The organism is Bacillus sp. B1-WWTP-T-0.5-Post-4, from assembly GCF_009183795.1.
In the GTDB taxonomy this organism is placed as follows: Bacteria; Bacillota; Bacilli; order Bacillales; family Bacillaceae_G; genus Bacillus_A; species Bacillus_A cereus.
The window spans coordinates 88,012-107,195 of sequence record NZ_WEIJ01000006.1 but is presented as its reverse complement, the minus strand read 5'-3'; the positions used below and the strand labels follow the sequence as shown (position 1 = coordinate 107,195).

Genomic DNA, 19,184 nt, shown 5'->3' with positions numbered 1-19,184 from the left:
GGTTGTGATAAAAAAGGGAAAATACATGACTAATATGTATTTCCCCTCTTTTGATGACTTTTTGTTTAAATGAAATTTGATTAAACGTACCTCGTAACCCCTAAAGTCTAATTAAAACACGTTTGAAATAAGTCTGATTCAAACCCAAACAACTAGCCATTATAATATTGGCATCATTTCTATTTTATCAACTTTATAATAAGTTAGCCCTTCTTCTTTAACTAACCTATCTATCAATGTTTTTTCACATAACCATCTACCCATTAATGGCTGCCTAAAATAATGTTCTTGAATAGCTTCCCTAATTGGATTTACATACCGTTCAAAATACATAACTTTATTCCCCTTGTTATCTTGCCATACTAGTGGATTATCTGTAGAAGGATATATATCTAATACCTCCGTCATTAAAGGGGATGGATACAGCATCGTATTTCCATATACAAATACGCCCGCGCCAACAATTTCATTCGTTAAACAAACTCCATTACTATCAGGATACTCTTCTTCTATTGTAAATAAACCTTCGTCTTCTTCTAATAAATTTGATACTATTTCTCTTGGATTCAATGCTTTAGTAATAGATAAATCTTTAATCAAAATATTACTTTGAATTAGCTTAGCAGTTTCCGTATAAATAACTCCACCTTTGCTGCCAACTGGATACCAAAATACTCCACCTATAACGTCCATTTCTTCAGGTATATCTTTATTTATAATTCTTTTTAAATATGGTTTACATTTCGATAAAGATCCTTCTTCAATATAAGATTTTAATTCTTTTTCTATATACCATTCAATTTCATAGGTAACCTTTGGTATCTCCGAAATTATCCAGGCATCATCTGTATTCAATAAGGCTTGAGCTTTTAAAGATAAAGAAATATCCCACCATCTATTCTTTTTCTCTTCACCATATAAAACTTTCATATCTAAATCTGTATAGGATTTTGGATACAGCATGGAATCGCCTGCTCTAGATGTTTTACTTAAAGTCTTATCTCGTATTATTTCCTTCTCATTCTGTAAAAAATATCTTATATCATCATTAGACTCCCAAGTTAATTCTTCCATTACTCGTAAAAAAGTTTTTGCCGTGCTACTGATTTTTGATTTATCAAATATTGATGGATAATCACTATCTACCTTATATTGAATTTCTTTAGCTTCGTACTTAATCTCCATTTCTTTATTACACTCTAAAATTGAAGCGTATGTTTTTATAATTGAATATAATTGAATTTTTTTATCTAACTCATTTGTGTCTTCATACTCTTTTACTATACAAGGATATATAACATTAAAACCTTTAATGTTTTCTCGAGACCATCTTTCTGATAGTATTATTAGATATTCCTTTTGCTCGTCAGTATATGATTCCCATGAATTTGAGAGAAACTTAAATAAATCTGAATACTTTTCAATAAGTAAATGTAATCCTTGTAAACAGATTTCAATCCTATGAATGTTTCTAGTTAAAATTTGCTCCATTAGAATATTACAAACAAGTTCTTTAGAGTCTTTAGGTTCTGGTAAATAGCTGTTCGAAGATATAATTTCAAAATTAAACTTTATATGTTCACATCCAGTTATCCACATATAATGACATTTTAGTTCTTCATCAAACATATATTTCACAAAATCAATAGACAATAAATCGCCTGCATATTGCAGTAAAAATTCCATATTAGAACTACAAGTATGATAATTATCATCATCATCTAGATTTTCTATATTATATTTCGCTAAATTCCATAAAAAATCTTCTCTTAATATTTCTAAAAGTTTTTCCACAATACTTGTACACCCTGAATTTCTCCAAGAATAGCTCTCTAACCTACTTAAAATAATTTTAGTAAATTCTTCTGCGATGTCCTTAGAGCTCTCACCGCGACTTTCAATAATGTCCCAAGCAATATTAACTGATTCCCACTTCATTAATAAATTCTTTTCAAACTTCAAAAACTCTATTATTTCTTCTAATTTCATTTCACTTAGATTCACTCTTAAGTCTTTTTCTTCTAATTCACTTCTTTTATAATCAATTTGATTTTGTTTTTTTACATATTTCCTACTTTCTTGATAAAGAGCAATCTTTACATGCTCTGGTGATAAGTCCTCTAATAGCTGTTCTATTTTTTCAGCGCCTATTTCTTTGCCCTTATTTATACATTTTAAATAAATATGTTTTAATCCTACCTGATCGTCTTTGTGATACCAAGATAGTATTCCACAGCTTAATATCCAAATAGAAATTAATTCTTCAACATCAGCTGCAATTTCTACCAAAACAAATAACTGATCATATAATATATCTAAAGAGAAACGGAACTCTTCATCTAGTTCTCTAACCTTCCAGATATCATGAATTCCACTTTTAACCGCAGCATTGGCAATTTCTTTTTGTATTTCATATGAAGCTCTATTACTGCCTTTTATATCTGCTATACAAGATAATTTATACAGTTCTAGACCTCTAGTTTTCCATTCTTGTGAATCTTGTTTAATTATCTTTTTAAAATATTTTTGTAATGGCCATAAAGCATTCTCCTTATGATCTACGTAACTAACAACATCCCATTTTAACTTTTCATTAACTTCACTCATAAGCTCAGGCATTACTACTTCACCATATTTTTTAAAGCATAAATGAGTTTCTTCGTAATTACTTTCTAAAAAAAGTTTCTCACCATTTTCTCCATATAATTCTAGCAAGTATTTCTTTACAATATCATTTTTTCTGTTCTTTACTAGGAAATCTAATATGATAGTTTTATAATACATACCTAGCAAATTAACCTCAAACAAATGAGATTCCAACAAACCATATAAAATTTCATTATCAGTGCGTTTAAAAAGGTCACTTTGATTTAAAGATAAAAACAGTAAAATTTTAAATCCCTCTTTAAAATCAAAGTTTCTTACTCTTGTGTTTTTATAACTTAAAAATACTTCATAACTTTTTAACAATAGACTTGAACTATAACTATCCATTCCCCCTTTATTGGATTCCCCTATAGTTCTGCCAATTAAAAAACCATGACGAATTAAATTGCTTAAATATTGATAATCCTCATTTTTCCTTTCAATTTCATTAATAAAGTTATTTATTAAACTCATTCCTATTGAAATATCTTTATTAGTTTGTTGGTATCCTACAATAATTGATAAAAGTATCGCTTTCAAACTAGTCTCGTTTGTAATATATGTGATTTTATTAATTTTACTAATATCAAAATCAGGTATATTTTGTTTATTATAGATTAAACAAACAAAGGCTAGTAATGTATCATTTGTAAGTTCTCTACCTTTGGCTATTTTATTTAATATATTGTTATACGTATCTATTTGATTATTAAATAAGATCACTAGTAAATTTTTCTCTATACAACTATATGAAACGCCACCGTTATAGACCACTTCAAGGGCTTTATCTGTTTTATTCATTTCTAATAAATATTCAAAATAAGCACCATTAAAGATTAAAATTGCTTGTATTTCCTCTTTAGAATGTATAGAATCGTCTATTTTAGTGTATTCATTTCCAAATTTCACTGCTAAACTAGCCCATTTCTTCATTATTTCATCTATCAAACTTTGATCAAAAATTGAACTACTTGTGTCAGAATTTAATATATTAATGAAAGAAGATGGAGATAAATCTTTAGTCCACAAATTGAAAGTAGAACACGCTCTAAAATTCGAAATAGGATCCTTAAAAGATAATAAATCTTCGCAAAAAACCAACATATTTCTATAATTTTCTAGATTCTCTTTATTTAATTCATCAACTCTTAATTCGAAAGAATTTAGCATTTTAACATACGATTTATCTTGAAGTTTGTAATCTCTTTGATAATATTCAAAATAACGGTAATGTTGATACAATGTATTTAAAGCAAGATACACGCTGTGATATGTTTTCCAATCTCTTAATTCTATAGCTGATTGATAAGCTAAGGTTGCATATTCTTGCAAATTTCTTCTTGACATCCCATAAGCTAATGAATTTATTACATATTCTACATTAAAAACTTTTGATATTAATTCTTTCTTATCAGCACTTATTAATAAAGGAATGAGATTCATTAAACTTCCTAGACTATAGTGATTTTCCATATAATATTCAGCTAATTGAAGTGCTATACTTCTATATTTAGCACTATTGCTGTTATTAGCCATTAAAAAGACTCTAAAATCATTGTGGAATAAAGCATATTCATTTTTATTATTAGTTTTCTGAACTAATGGATAGAGTAACTCCAATAATTCATCCCAATCTTCTTTAATTAAATTTCCTTTAACTGCTTCACTTAATACTTCCGAGTTTAATCTTCCATTTAATAATATAATTACACTTGCAACAACTTTATCAGGAAAAGCAATTCCTAAATTTTTTTTATTTAAATAGTCCGACACATACCTCCAAATATGACTATAATAATTTGTAATATCCGCATTCACATGTTTTATATCTAAAATTTTTCTGAAGTCTTCAATACTATCACAACATTTAGCCTCTTCAATCGCAAATACTACTGATAAATTATTTCCTTTTGTTTTTTCATAAATAAATTCTGCTAGTATATTTACATCTATGTTTATACTTTTCTCTTTTTGATTCAGTAACTCTTTAATATCACCTTGTACAAGAGTTGGTATCTGAAAATGTTCCACATATTCAGTTTTATTTTTTATCCATAATGGATACCGGTCATAAAACTGTGCGGGCTGACCGACAATTACAAATACGACACCTTTTGGAATTTCTTCAGGATTAAATAAGCTATCTAAAAATGTAATCTCATTTTGAGCTCTTGCAGCATGATCAATACCATCTATACAAACAATTGTTTTCTCTCCTGTTTTTTTATATAAAATCTTTGCTAAACGAATTACTTCATTACGCATTTGTTCAACTGTACAAAGTGCATTCGTAACAGGAATTTCATATTTATTTAGCTCCCCCTTAAAATTCGACCGTAATTGGATTAACAAATCGTTCCACAACGATTCTTGTTTACATAAACCTGTATCAGGATTATAAAATTTTTGTTCAGGAGATATAGGTTTAAAAGTATGATATCTAGCTGTAAAAAATTTATGTTTCAATTGTAGATAACTTATGAGACTAGTTTTCCCACTTCCAGGTTCACCAGAAATCCATATAACTTTTTTATTAGTCTCTCTAATATTCTTTATTAATTCATTAGCAAACTCTTGACGACTCTCAAAAAAAGGCATTGGATAAGGTAATTCATGTTCCCCGTGCTCTAAATCATTATTTAATGATAGAGCATCAAATACATCTTCAATTGTAATCTCAACTTTATTCTCTCTTCTTGTTGTTGTCCAAATTCTCAAGTTTGAACATAGTTTATCAAATAGACCTTTTGCTATAATCTGATTACACTTAAAAGTATTTTGTAAAGAGTGAATCATAGAATTTTCTAGGTCTTCTAATGAACCTTCATTAGCTCTGATTTGAATAGCTTTTAGAAAATCAATAACTATTGAATCATCACCAATGGACGCTTGTAATTCTCTCCATTGATACTTTAAATCATTATCTTCTATTAATTTTTCAATATCTCTAATTGAATTTGATTTTTCAACAAAAGGTTTTATTTTTCTTATAAATTGTTCTAATGATAAAGCTTTGTATTTTTCATTTTCAAATGTTCTTATTGAATTGTTCTTCCCCAAATTCCTATTAGTATATAAAATGGGTGTTATCACTTTCCCTTCTTTTTTTCTAGATTTATCCCAACCCAAAGCTAACGCTCTAATTAAACTTATTTTTTTGCTTCCATTTTCTCTTTTTGTTGTTTCTATTAATTTTGAAAATGTCAGATTTCCTTTCCCAGCATCTCCAACTTCATGTTTAACTTGATAGCATATTTCTTTTTTATCATCGTATCCTACTACTACATCATCAATAGTATTATGTACATCTGATTGAAATATCACATAAGATATATTGTAATCCGAATTAATCATTTTAATAACTTGTTGTAGGCCCACATACCACTCATACCAATATGGATCTCCGATACCAGGTGTCGACATTTTATCACTCCTAAGAAATAATTTAAAAATCCCAATTTGATTATTTGATTTTTCTTTATAAAAGACTTACTTTTTCTGCTCTATATTCCATGTTCCATGATTATCAATTAGTCTATTAAGAACATGCATTGTTCCCTAATATCTTTGAAATCAGAATTATAGTTAGTACATATAGCATTTACTGTTACCAAGCTATCCGTTTGTTGTATATTTCCATAGAAGAAACCCACGCATTTTGAAAGAGATTGATCATAATACGCGGATTACAGTTTGATAGTAATTTAGTTTTTATAAAAAATTTGATTAATATTAAAGTTCATTAACTTTAACCGCTTTATTAAATTCTATCCAGTTATAATAAGAAAAATTATTTGCGGTTAAATAGAAATTTTCTCTCGCAGTAACAATTAAAGATCTTACCCTATATTGTTCACTTTCATCTTGTATATTAAATAAACTTAATACTGCATTTTTATTTAAATCCAGCGCTTCTTGTCTATTTTTTATTTTTTTTATAGTTTTTTTATTATCATTATTAAGTTTTTTTTCATCTTTAAACATCATTTCTTTTAAAGTGATCGCAGGTTGATAATATTTTACTTCTATATTAAAAATAATTTTGTTTTGTTCATCCAAAGCTAAAACATCAATATCTCCTTTGTTAGATAAGATATTGGTACCATTACTAAAAATTTTTTCTATTTCAAATCTAGGGACATAGGCAATTTCCCCATTATATCTTTTCTTTTCAAAAGGAACACAATATCCTCCTTCAATTAAAACATCTACTACACTAGCAACAAAATAACTTGTCATAAGCTTAGTTATTTCATCCATCTCTTTGTTCATTAAATTCCTATCTTTTTTATAATCTTCAATAAATAAATATGGAAAATGACTTGAATGATGTAAGGATTCAAAAACCCCAGAGTTCTGCATTAAATCATAAGGGCCGAAAACAATCAAATCATTTAAAACCAGAATAGATTTCAATTCATAAACAAACTTCCCATCCATATTTCTTAATTGATTTAAATCTGGTAAAGAAAATAAATTTATTATTTTTTCGAATTTAGAACGTTCTAATCCCAATTCATTTTTAACAATTTCATAAAATCTCTCTCTATTAATTAAAATTAATTTAAAAGGTCGGACTTTAAATGTATACGGTTCAAAGATACTTTCTAATCTAAACGGCAATGCAATTACTGAACGCATTTCCTTAGATGTAATCTGATACTTTATTTTTAAAAACTCTTCTACCTTTCCCTCAAGTGTCATAAAATCTAGATTTTTTTCCTTTAATTTAAGCATTAGGTTTTCATTCTTAATCCTATAATGTTCTGGTTTTTCAATACTAGGATCCGCCTTGGATTTTTCGAAATATTCATCCAATATCTCATCTTGTTTTTGACGTTCTAATATTTCTAAAATTACAAGCTCTTCTTCTCTATCTTTGAAAATTACATCTAATATATTAGATAAATTAAGTAATATTCTAGATAAAGAAATTGCGGTAATCAAATTACAATATCCATTTTCTAATTCTCCTATAGAGGCACCAGAAAAATCATTATTATCAATTTCATAAATTAAATCTATCAGCAAATTTGTAATACAAAATTCATTCATCCAAACCCAATAATCTTTATCCCCTGAATCACTCGCTGCTCTAAAATACTGCCTATGCATAAGCATAACTGCTACTAAATCTTCTTTTGTATAAAATGATAAATGTATTTTAATAATACCTTTAATATCTTCAATTAAATTGCCAATATTATCAATTGAGTATTTTCTACCGCTAAATTTTTCTCTTAAGAAAATTTCACTATTAAAAAATAAAAAATCATCTTTAGATAAAGATTCCCCCCATGATCCAATACTTTTAAATAGGGAATATTTTAAAAGTTCTGCGATGCACTCTTCACAGTAACTATTTTTGAAAAATATAGGTAAATCTTTTTGGCACTCTTCGCATTTCATTTTAAACACACTCCTGTTTTTTACCACAAAACAAATACCTCCAAATATTATTAAATCTAAATGCTATATTTATTCAATGGTATCTTTGCTATACAATCGATTTACTAAGGAAATGTTAATATATACGATACAACTATTCGGTCTATATCGTCATAATTTTGTCTTGAAGAAATATTCCCATCCATTTCTTCTATCTTTTCACATAATTTATTTGTAATATATTTAATATCGTACCATATATTACAAAATCTATAACACTCATTTATTTTGTATACGTTTTCAAGTAATTCCTCTCATAACATCTACTTTCCAATGAATGTTAGAAACTTAATTTATCAATGGGTTTATTATTATAATACGTAAATATAAACAAAATCGTCAAATATTAGAAATACGATGTTTCTTAATGTTGCATCATAGCAATAAAAAAGAATCCTTCCTACAGTTGTGCTCTCTTTTATTGCCATGACGTTTTTTGATAAATTAGAATATAACCTCATTCTAAGGGTGAGGAATCAACTTGCTTATATATCTCCTGCCATATACGTTCAGACATCCTTTTAGGATTAAGGAATCCTGCCTTTACCCTAATTTGATATGCTGACATTACTTTCCCCTCTTTATAAATCTGACTAGCTGCCCAATTAATACGACGGACTTGAAACTCTTCAACCGTTTCAACAACATTTTCTAAATACAGCTTTGAGTATGGAAGTTTATCTAAGTGATTTTGAATACAATAGTGGTATCCTAGAATCTTTCCTAGTCTAGTTCGAGTAATGCGAATAGGCTTCTCTTGGGACATTAATAACTCTACTTCTTTTCGAAGCATCTCTAAAATTTCTTTATCCCTCTCGTCCCACAAAACATTCTTTTTTTTAATTCGCTTAGCTTCTTGTCGTGCTGGTCGATGAGTATATAACCATTCCTTTTGATGGACTTTTAACCAATCATAAAGAGCCGCATTCCGTCTTCTTAGTTGAGTCATGCTATCATTAGGATGCTGTTTCATAAGGCATATAAAGGCCTTCATTCGTTCCTGTAGCAAATTTTTTTGATTCTGTTTCTTTATTTCCTCAAGGTTATAAGACTTCAAATGTGCACTTATAGTCACACGATGTACTCCTAATTCACTCGCTATTTCCCCTAATGTTTTAAAGTTAGCTCTTTCTTCTAATACTTTTTTTCTCCATATATCCCCATACTCCCTTACGTTGTTATACTTATATAGATTTCTCTTATCATTCCCCTTAGATACACGAGTATAGACAAACCCACATTCACAACGAAATATACCTATTTTACAGTTCCTTCTATTGCAATATTCTAACTCAACATTTGAGATTATATTACTACCGTAATGTGTTGCAGCTCTATTCAAACAAGGGAATGGCCCTGATCCAAATGCAACTTCTGGTTCTAATTCCCTTTCTATATCATAGATTTCTTTCCCAAGAAACTGCAATAATAATAAGTGTCTGACTGGGTGAGATGTGTAATTCTTTTTGGTGAGTATTCCTTTTAGCCATGTATCTGACTGATTAGATAAGGGACTTTGCAGCAATGATAATCCTTGTTGCCCGTAAAAGTTTATTATGTCCTTTTTTAGTAATTGTTGGCGATACACTCCTTCTGTAGTTACATATCCCTTTCGCTCTAGAAGAATTTTATATCGCTCCTGCAAATCATTTCGATCGTAAAACACCCTAGATTTCAATATTTCAGCACTCTGTTTTGCCAAAACTAATAAATTCTCATACAGTTTATCATTTAACCCAAACATTACCGGATTACTATTACAGACATCCATTGATGCAGTTACGTATTTCACCCTTGGTACCCCTTTATAGGCAATCTTGCTACTATGTAATGGTATTTCATGTTTCGGACATATAAGTACACTTGAGAGTTGATGGACTATCCTCCAATATGACTCACCATAGGTTTTCATGTCCTCTTTTAAACATTTCGGACAAAAGCGTAAGTAGTTAGGCGGTTTTACATAGGATGAACCACTTCCGGTTGTAGACTTAACTGAAACGCTACTTTTTGTACCTTTTATCATCATTTGGTACGCTCGCTGTTGAATTCCTTTATTAGTAAATACTATATAGTATGGGTAGGACGTATGATTATAAATCCATTCCTTGATAGGCTTCTCCTCAAAATAAGCTGCTTTTTGATAAACTGAAAGGAGAGATGTCGGTAGTTCTATACTAATATTTTTATGAACACCCTTAGGACCAAATAAACTTTCTGCTGTACTACTTGTACTTAAATTCCCTGAGCGTACATGATATCTAGCAAATACACTATACAATGCTTCTCCTTCATACATACTAGGAAAATATGTGAACATACCTTCTCCCTTCAGCATTTATTTATTTATTTATTTATTTATTAACTAATACAATACTGAGTTTTAAGAGAAATGAAGAATACTATGCTAATAATAATAGGCTATAAGACCAAATTTACGTGGCGCATAGCGTAAGCTAAAACTGACTACTACCTCCCCTAGTAAAACGTATACCCTTATTGGAGATTAATATTTAATAGCATACTTTATTTTTTCAAGATGTAGAAAGAACGGTTAACTTTATCCAACGATTACATCCACTGACACTGATAATCTAATTTACAAGGGCCATTCCACCAGTGGATCTTTAATCCATCCTGAGAGATTTAAAGACTCATAAGCAGATTGTTTATTCTCACGTCCCTCATTTATAATATCAAGCAATATTGCCTCAGTTTTCTTCCGCTTCCTCCGTTTAGGCATTTCCCTTCCAGTTGACTGTAATGACTTTAGTGCTTCCTGTACAATTTGTATAGGTTCAAAATCAGAATTCAGCTTCATTAATTTTTCAACCTCGCTTATTGCTTTTTCTTCATCAAAGCCGAGATGTACTAAGGTAGATACTACTTTTTCCAAATCTCCTATACCTTTTACTTCTTTAACACGTTTTTTTTCTGAAAGTCTTTTAAATTTTTGCTTCAAATCAAACTTTGGTCTGTACTTTTCTAAATATGCATTGATGTCCATCGGAGTAATATCTTCATATTTTGCTAAATCTCTTTCTGATTTGTCACGTAAAGCCTTTAACATTGGCTTAACTAGTTTCAAATCTTCATCAGCAGCTTGATAAATAAGCTCTGGAGTAATTATTTCTGTTCCATCATAGATGGCTCTTGCTTGTGCTAAAACAAAGAGCTTTACTGCAATATCCACTATTCCTTGACTCGTATCATAAAGCACCTCTCTCATTTCCTCTGAACAAGGGGTCTTATGTCCTACCCACTGATATCTCCACATCTGCTCCATCAACATTTCCCACTCTGTACCATACTCCACTGGTGTCCAAATCATATCTCCATGCCCACCTGCTCGTCGCGCCTGTCGAAAATCGTTCTGAAAAATTTTCCTTGCTCTCATTGTACCAATCATTATAACTGGTATACCTATTTCATTAGAGAGAGTTACAAAGAAATTCAACATATCTTGTGCTCCCCCACGCTTTGCTAAAATATGCTGTATCTCATCTATAATGAGTGCTCCAATATGATGAGTACGTGCTATCATAGCAACTTGAAGTACCATTGTACTTGTGTTTCCTCGTTTCCCAAACTTCGTAGCATAATTCGTTCCTATTAACTCATCAATCTTCATGAAAAAGTCTAAACACAATGTTTTTAAAGAACCATCATTGGGGCAGTCAACTTTCACCCATACTATTTGTATAGCGTTTATAGGACTCCTGTGTAAAATTAAACGTGGATATAAATCTAATACACGTTGAATACCACTAGACTTTCCTACACCTGGAAAACCTATAATTGCAAAACTTGAAGATGTCGAGCGTGAATCCTTTATATTGGCAAATCCTTTATTATTAATTAGATTGTTATAACACTCATTTATTAAGCGGACATTTTGGGGATTATTCGGATTTCTAGAAATATAACCATCTCGAATAAAGCGTGAAAACCGGCTTTGAAGTTCTAAATGACGTACAACAGGTTGAAAGAATTGAAAAGCTGTTGTTATAGCATGAAATCTTTCAGCCTTGGTTAATTGCTGAATATTTTCATCCATAGGTGGTTCGTGTGTCATTAAATCAAAAGCTTCTTCGTCCTCTAATATTGGAGGTAATGCCTCAATTAACGGATTACTTTGGTATTTCAAAAGGTTTTGTTTATGATAATATGCTTTTTGAACCTCTCGCCCATTCTCTAATAGTATACTTTCGTATCTGATAATTGCACTTTCATCAACCATGACTACTCCTTTTTCCTCCTTTTAAATAGCTTCTCTAGGTTTCTTTTTCTAGCCTCAGTATAAAGATTTGAAGTGGCATTTGTGGTATTAATTGAAGAGTATAGTTTATTTTCTGAAGCAGTACTTAAATCTCTACTGTTATCTGCTGCATTTTCTAAAGCTCGATTCATTCGAATATTTCTGGTTTTATCATTATATTGAGATTGCTTTTTTTCTTCTTTTTTGGCTTCTTGTATCACAGATTCAATTTCTGCAATGAAATCAATTTTCGCTTGTAACTGTTCATGCTCCTTTTGTCTTTTTTGTTCATTTTCTTGCCCCCATAGGTCCTCTAATTCCTCTAACCATCTATCCCTGTACACAACATCCTTTTCTAATAATTCACACTTTTCGAAGTAACCTTCTTCATCTAAGATAAGATAAATATTATTTAAATTTCTCGGATTATATGCGATTTTAACTTTCCAGTTACCGTCCATAGCAGCTCTAGTAAACCACTGTTCAGAAATTGCTGTATTACATGTATAATGCATTTTCTTGAATTTAATCCCGTATTGCGTTACTGTCGCCTGTGCACGCGGTAATAGACAAAAGTGAATATACTCTTGCGAAAAAGAACGCAGCTTCCCTGACTGATTTTTTATTCCCCAATTCCATAACCCTACTGGATTTGGAGCTACATCTTGTTCAATCATTTCTTTGTTACGTTTATATTCCCTCATATATCTATTATTATGATGTAGGATAAAATAAATAATAATCTGTGTATATTGTTCAACTGTTAATGTCGCTTGTTTCCTATAGTCTTCCGCTCCCCGCTCTCTAAAATCTGAATCTATATAACCTGGTAGAAATGGTTTTAGTGTTGCATCTAAACTAGCAAATGAACGTTCTATTGTTCCTTTCATGTCAGCACGATAACTAGCAGTATGATCGATTGCGATATTCATTCCTTCAATAAATGATGTCGCACCTTTATATAAAGCTTCCCCTCTATCAGTTAAAAAGCGTTCTGGCATGTGAGCAGAAGGCCATTTTTCCTCTGTAATCTCAATACCATAATCCTTACAAAAATCAACTTTATTTTGTGCGGTATTCATGATGGCCATTGTAACACCGTTCCAAGAAGGATGATCAAGACCTACGTACACTCCTACTATTAAGCGAGAATACACATCTATTACAAAGTAGACAATAGGTCGCCCTATTCCCCATCCTCTATTAAATCTAGAAACTAAGTAAACATTACCTACTGTAGCGTCTATTTCAAATCTCGCCCCTGGTCCCATAACTTCACTTAAAACTGATCCTGTTTTCCCCCTATACTCCCTATCAAACTTTTTACTACCACTACGTTTTTTTATAGTAACTTCTTGCGAAAATAATTTTCTTAAATGATACCTAAATTGACGTAATGTTGGAATTCGATTTGGGTCTTGAATAACTCTCTTTAAGACCCCATTTTCATAGTATTCGTAGTCACTAAAATATTCTTTAATCATCATTTCATATGCATGTCGAATAGTTGCTTTTCTATTATTTATATAATGCTTCCTTCCATACCTTTCAATAACCTTTAATACTTCATTATTAATAATTAATCCCGTATTACCATCTTTGCGTGGTCTCCCTACTTTACTTTTATATTCTGCTACTTGCATATTTCTCTTTCTCCCTCTTTGACTCGGGAGTAAAGCGTTTGGGTGCATTCCGTTTTGCCAATACTTCCTAAGTAACCTATAAACTCTAGGCTTTGTGACTTTTAATTTCTGAATAACATCCTTTAATAACTTTCCCCTAGTACCACTTTTATAAATATCAGGCTCTATAGTTACTAAAGAGCCTATAAGTTCCCATGCTTCATCTCTCAACTGCTTTTCCTTTTCATTTTTAGGTTCTCTATAACTAACAAATGAATCCTTCTCTACTTTCTCCCAACTTCCCCCTTCTATAAATTTGTGTAATTTACTAACAGAATGAGGAATAGGTAATGCTCCCTTATCTAGCACAGCAATAAAATATAATAATTGATATCCCTCATCTATCCAAAGAATACGATAATACCTATTATTACTTATATCTCTTAATATTTGATTTATAGTAAGATGTGTCACGCTCTCACCTCAAAACTTGTTTTAAACTCTTTTTTACATAGGCTAAATTTAAAAGGTAAAAACATATCTTTTAACAGAATCTCCTTTCTTGCCATTAAATGTTTAAAAATTGTTATAGCAGATCCTACTTGTAAACTATACATCCTGTCAAAACTGTCAGTTATATTTATAATTCCCCATACATCTTCTGCTTCTAAAAAACAACCTATAAATAACTCTTTATACCGCTCTAATTCTTCTTCTAACCAGTAATGGGAATGGAAATAATCAATATTCTTGATTATATTAGAAGTAAGTTCTTTTTCCGTCACAATGCCCCAGTCTATCTCCTTATGAGCATAGTATTCTCTCTCGATTTCAAGCTTTTCTAGAATACGCCTATCTTCTAATTTGTTACTTGGTTTAATAGTGCGTGCTAAATATTTAAATTCTCCATCGCTATAAACTTTTACAAGAAAATCTGTTGTAAAAGGTATTAGCATACTTGTTTGATTATCTACCGGATGCTTAATGTTTTTTTGTTTACTAATTTTCTCTGTTAAATCTAGATTTAATGGATACTGTTCGTAAATATCAACAATATGGTCTGTCCATTCAAGCAAATAAAAAAAATTCAGCTCTAAATCAGACATAAAATGATGCTCTCTATTAGTTTTCCAGCCCTTTCTTTTATGCTGTCTCCCTTCAGAAGGTACATCATCCACTGTTAACCAGGGTTTATAGCTTTCTAATTCTCCAGATCCCCTTCCTTCCTTTACATAACGATTGAAACGTGCTTCTGTCCACTTGTAGCTCTTACCTCCCACTAATTCCCCTCCATTCTCTTCCAAGCTATACACTTAAAATAATTTAATTTTCCGAATAAAAAACAAAAAAATTTTTTACTACCTAATCAGTTATCAAAACTGCCATTATCCACTATTTCTAAAACTTTTTGACGTGTACCTAATTTAATGCTTTTTTCACTAATGTTAGCAGCTCTACAAATGGTACTATAGGTTAAACTTCTTCCATTTTTAGTTAGCTTCTCTAGTGCATACTCTACTCTTCTTATTTGGAACTGTTCAATAGACTCAACTACCGAATTCAAGTAGCTTTCTGTTTCTGGTAAATTCTTCGAAAATTTTAAATGAAGTGCTGTGCTATCTACTATTTCTCTTTTTAATCTATTTCTTGTAATGCGTTGAGGTTTTTCAGAATGTAGCAACCGTTGCACCGCTATCTTTATTTCATTTAATAATTGCCAGTCTTTTTCTGTCCAATCCACTGAGCGTATGCCACGGTTTTTGATACTAGGACTATTTTCCTTAAGCCAATTCCGACAGTGCCTATATAAAAAAGTATACTCCCTTCTATATACATGTTTTAAACACTCTGTTGAATACTCTGGGAATTGCTTCATGGCAGCTAACCACTTTTTTTTATATTCTTCTGGATTTTTCTTGATACCTTTGAGATTTTGTCCATTTTTATAATAAACATATTTTTTATACAAATTGTAATGCTGTTTGGGTTTTCTACTATTGGTGCTACTTCTAAAATTCTCATATAAATACTCAAAATCACTTTCCCAAGACCCTATATTTTTAATTTGACATACACGTATTTTAGTATCCCCTACCTCTCTAGTAAATTCAAATCCACAATTACATGCGAAATAGCAGAGTTCTCTTCCCTCTTGAGTATATAAAGTAGCTTCCTTAATGACTGGTTGTAAATAATGTGAAGAGAATGGATTTAAACATATATAAGGTGGTGCTCCAAAAGAATGAAGCTCTACATTATTAAATCGATAGAAAGTGTCCATATCTTCACCTAAGAATGTAATAAAAAGAATATGTTTTAATGGATGAAAAGTTTGTTTATTTTTCTTAGCTATAGTAGCAAGCCAATTACTTCTCTTTCCCTCATCAAAATTTACATTTAAAAAGCTTAATATCTCATCCCCATAAAAATCCCTAAAGTCTCTGTAAAGCTGTTTTAATTCTACCAGTTTTCCACGTTTATACCTTTTTTTGTATAGTAAAGCACGATATGTGTCCGTAATTTCATCAAACTTAATTGGTATTTCTCTAGTTGCTACCTTGATACATTGTTTTGTAAGTTTTATTAACCATTTCATGTTTTCCTCACTAACATTGTATATTGATTTCCGTTGCAAAGGGCAATTTATTAGATTTGCAGTCTCAACTTTATATATGTTACCTTTATAAAATGGGCTCCATAAAACATCACTAGATCTTAATAATTCCTGATGTGTGAGACAAATAAATACACCGGTCAATTGATGATTCCTTCTCCAATAGGTTTCTCCATACTTTTCATAATCATCTACTACACATTTAGGGCAATATCTGAACTTTAGATTCGAATGAAAATGAGTTTCTCTTCCTACATTCATTTTTAGATTCCCCTGCATTACTTCCAACAAGTTATCTTTCATCTTTTCCCTACCAAAATTTGAAATGTAATTATACATTGTATGATTATTTATCCATTCTTCTAAGCTATCACTACCAAAAAAAGAGTTTACCTTTTCATGAAGAATCTTTAAACTCATTGGAATCCCTGGATAAACCCTAGTCACTTCCCCATCAAACAAATCTAAAACTGTCTGTTTAGGAATATTATTACCACTTCTAACATGATATCTCGCAATAGCACTATATATAAGTTCATCTTCATAAAATGTAGGAAAAAAAGATAACATATCCATTCCCTCCTTCCAAACAATAAATTTATTAAAGAAACAAAAAACGAATGTTTTTTTATGAATATTCACAAAAATAAAAAAACGACAAATCAGGTTCATGGTACGCCTGATTTGTCATGCTGTCAATATAGTACGTTTTATTTTGTATTTTTCGTCTTCAGTAACGTATTATTTGTAATTCATTACTACAGTAACGTTAATAATTGTCACTGCACACCCAGTTTGTCAGTTTACTACTATGTTACATTTCCTCAGGTGCCTCCACCCCAAGTAAACGTAATCCTTCTTTTAATACAACCGTCACAGCATAAACCAATGCGAGTCTGCTGTCTTTTTCTTTGCTCTCTTCTAATATACGAACATTACCGTAATATTTATTGAATGATTGTGCTACATCTAATATATATTTCGAAATAATCGATGGCTCATTTTTATTGAAAGCTGCTTCAATTATTTGCGGGAATTTATTTAGTAATTTTACGACACTCCAGCTATGATCGTCTTTTAAAGCAAATGTACATGTTTCAAATTCTACACTTTCTTTTCTTAAAATAGAACAAGCACGTGCATGTGTGTACTGTACGTAAGGTCCTGTTTCTCCTTCAAATTTCAGCATATTTTCTAATGAGAATTCGATATTATGCATACGCTCATTTTTTAAATCGTGGAAGATGACTGCACCAACACCGACTTGCTTTGCTACTTCTTCTTTCTGTTTTAAGTTTGGATTTTTCTCTTCAATATTTTGTTTTGCAAGTTCGATTGCTTCTTCGAGTACTTCTTCAAGTAAAATAACTCTTCCTTTACGTGTCGACATTTTCTTACCATCTTTTAAAATGAAGCCAAACGGTACGTGTTCCATACCATCAACCCAAGTATAGCCAAGTTTTTTTAATACGGTGAAAAATTGATTGAAATGTAAGCTTTGTTCTGGACCAACAACATATAGCGCTTTATCAAACCCATAAGTGTTTTGACGATATAAAGCTGCCGTTAAGTCACGCGTTGCATAAATCGTCGCACCATCTGATTTTCTAATTAAACAAGGCGGCATTCCTTCTTCTTCTAAATTAACGACTAATGCACCTTCTGATTGTTCAAGCAACTCATGTTCTTCTAAAATCCCAATAAAATCTTCCATTAAATTATTATAAAATGCTTCTCCCTGAAAATTAGTAAATTCTACGCCGAGAAGTTCATAAATGCGAGAAAATTCTTTAAGGGACTCATGACGAAACCAATTCCAAAGTTCTACCGCTTCTTCATCACCTTCTTCTAGTTTCTTAAACCAAGCACGTCCTTCTTCTTCTAGTTCTTCGTCGTCTTTTACCTCTTCATGGAATTGGACATATAACTTAAATAGCTCACGTATTGGATCTTCTTTAACTACTGCTTCATTTCCCCATTTTTTATAAGCCGTAATTAACTTTCCAAACTGTGTTCCCCAATCTCCTATATAATTAATCCCTACAACTTCATAGCCACATTTTTCAGCGATATGTTTCAGCGAATTTCCTATCATTGTAGAACGTAAATGCCCCATCGAAAAAGGTTTCGCGATATTAGGAGAGGAATAATCAATTACTACTGTTTTTTCACAGCCAAAGTGGTTTTGACCGAACTCTTCTTTCTCCGCTAAAACTGTTTTTAATACTGCATCACTTACAGTTTCACGATTGAAAAATACATTTACATAAGGACCAACGGCTTCTACTTTCGTAAAAAACGGATCATTGAATTTCTCAGCAACTTCCTTTGCGATAAGAGCTGGTGCTTTTTTATATTGCTTCGCTAATGAAAAGCATGGGAACGCTGCATCTCCAAATTCATCTTGTTTCGGTGTTTCAATTAAATCTAAAATTTGTTTTTGCGTTAATTCATTCGTGAAAATATTAGATAAACTTTCCGCAAACTGCATTTTATAATCCATGATACAACCTCCTTATTTTTTAAAACACAAAAAACTCGTCTCTAAAAAAGAGACGAGTTTTAACCCGTGGTACCACCCTTGTTGTTCGTTACG

Annotated in this window: 8 protein-coding genes and 1 other annotated feature (1 of these 9 running past the window's edge); all 8 genes read right to left on the bottom strand. The window is 31.0% G+C overall.

Annotation, left to right across the window (positions count from 1 at the left end):
• Positions 1-159: 159 nt before the first annotated feature.
• Positions 160-6,069 carry an ATP-binding protein gene (locus GBN91_RS19055; protein WP_152122030.1) on the bottom strand — a complete coding sequence of 1,970 codons (5,910 nt, stop codon included), beginning with the start codon at positions 6,067-6,069 and terminating at the stop codon, positions 160-162.
• 309 nt (positions 6,070-6,378) lie between these two features.
• The gene (locus tag GBN91_RS19050; RefSeq protein WP_152122028.1) at positions 6,379-8,055 is read right to left on the bottom strand and encodes a hypothetical protein; all 1,677 of its coding nucleotides are present in this window, start codon (positions 8,053-8,055) and stop codon (positions 6,379-6,381) included.
• A gap of 496 nt (positions 8,056-8,551) precedes the next feature.
• Entirely contained in the window at positions 8,552-10,393 is a 1,842-nt protein-coding gene (locus GBN91_RS19045) for a TnsD family Tn7-like transposition protein (RefSeq protein WP_226800172.1), read from the bottom strand.
• 300 nt (positions 10,394-10,693) lie between these two features.
• Positions 10,694-12,334, bottom strand: a complete 1,641-nt coding sequence (locus tag GBN91_RS19040; RefSeq protein ID WP_152122024.1) for an ATP-binding protein — start codon at positions 12,332-12,334, stop codon at positions 10,694-10,696.
• A gap of 2 nt (positions 12,335-12,336) precedes the next feature.
• Complete coding sequence (locus tag GBN91_RS19035; protein WP_152122022.1) at positions 12,337-14,448, bottom strand: Mu transposase C-terminal domain-containing protein; 2,112 nt, start codon at positions 14,446-14,448, stop codon at positions 12,337-12,339.
• Positions 14,445-15,254, bottom strand: a complete 810-nt coding sequence (locus tag GBN91_RS19030; protein ID WP_000509167.1) for a heteromeric transposase endonuclease subunit TnsA — start codon at positions 15,252-15,254, stop codon at positions 14,445-14,447. Before GBN91_RS19030 ends, GBN91_RS19035 begins: the two co-directional genes overlap by 4 nt.
• Before the next feature lie 86 nt (positions 15,255-15,340).
• The gene (locus tag GBN91_RS19025; RefSeq protein WP_193222120.1) at positions 15,341-17,158 is read right to left on the bottom strand and encodes a TnsD family Tn7-like transposition protein; all 1,818 of its coding nucleotides are present in this window, start codon (positions 17,156-17,158) and stop codon (positions 15,341-15,343) included.
• A 244-nt stretch (positions 17,159-17,402) separates the two neighbouring features.
• Positions 17,403-19,091 (bottom strand): arginine--tRNA ligase, encoded by a 1,689-nt coding sequence (gene argS / locus GBN91_RS19020; protein WP_000384910.1) that lies wholly within the window; start codon positions 19,089-19,091, stop codon positions 17,403-17,405.
• 45 nt (positions 19,092-19,136) lie between these two features.
• Positions 19,137-19,184: a binding site (T-box leader), on the bottom strand; it runs 167 nt beyond the window's last position.

Coding starts and splice junctions, on each gene's coding strand:
- GBN91_RS19045 (WP_226800172.1), bottom strand. CDS start 10,393: ATGTATGAAGGAGAAGCATTGTATAGTGTATTTGCTAGATATCATGTA.
- GBN91_RS19050 (WP_152122028.1), bottom strand. CDS start 8,055: ATGAAATGCGAAGAGTGCCAAAAAGATTTACCTATATTTTTCAAAAAT.
- argS (WP_000384910.1), bottom strand. CDS start 19,091: ATGGATTATAAAATGCAGTTTGCGGAAAGTTTATCTAATATTTTCACG.
- GBN91_RS19040 (WP_152122024.1), bottom strand. CDS start 12,334: ATGGTTGATGAAAGTGCAATTATCAGATACGAAAGTATACTATTAGAG.
- GBN91_RS19055 (WP_152122030.1), bottom strand. CDS start 6,069: ATGTCGACACCTGGTATCGGAGATCCATATTGGTATGAGTGGTATGTG.
- GBN91_RS19025 (WP_193222120.1), bottom strand. CDS start 17,158: ATGTTATCTTTTTTTCCTACATTTTATGAAGATGAACTTATATATAGT.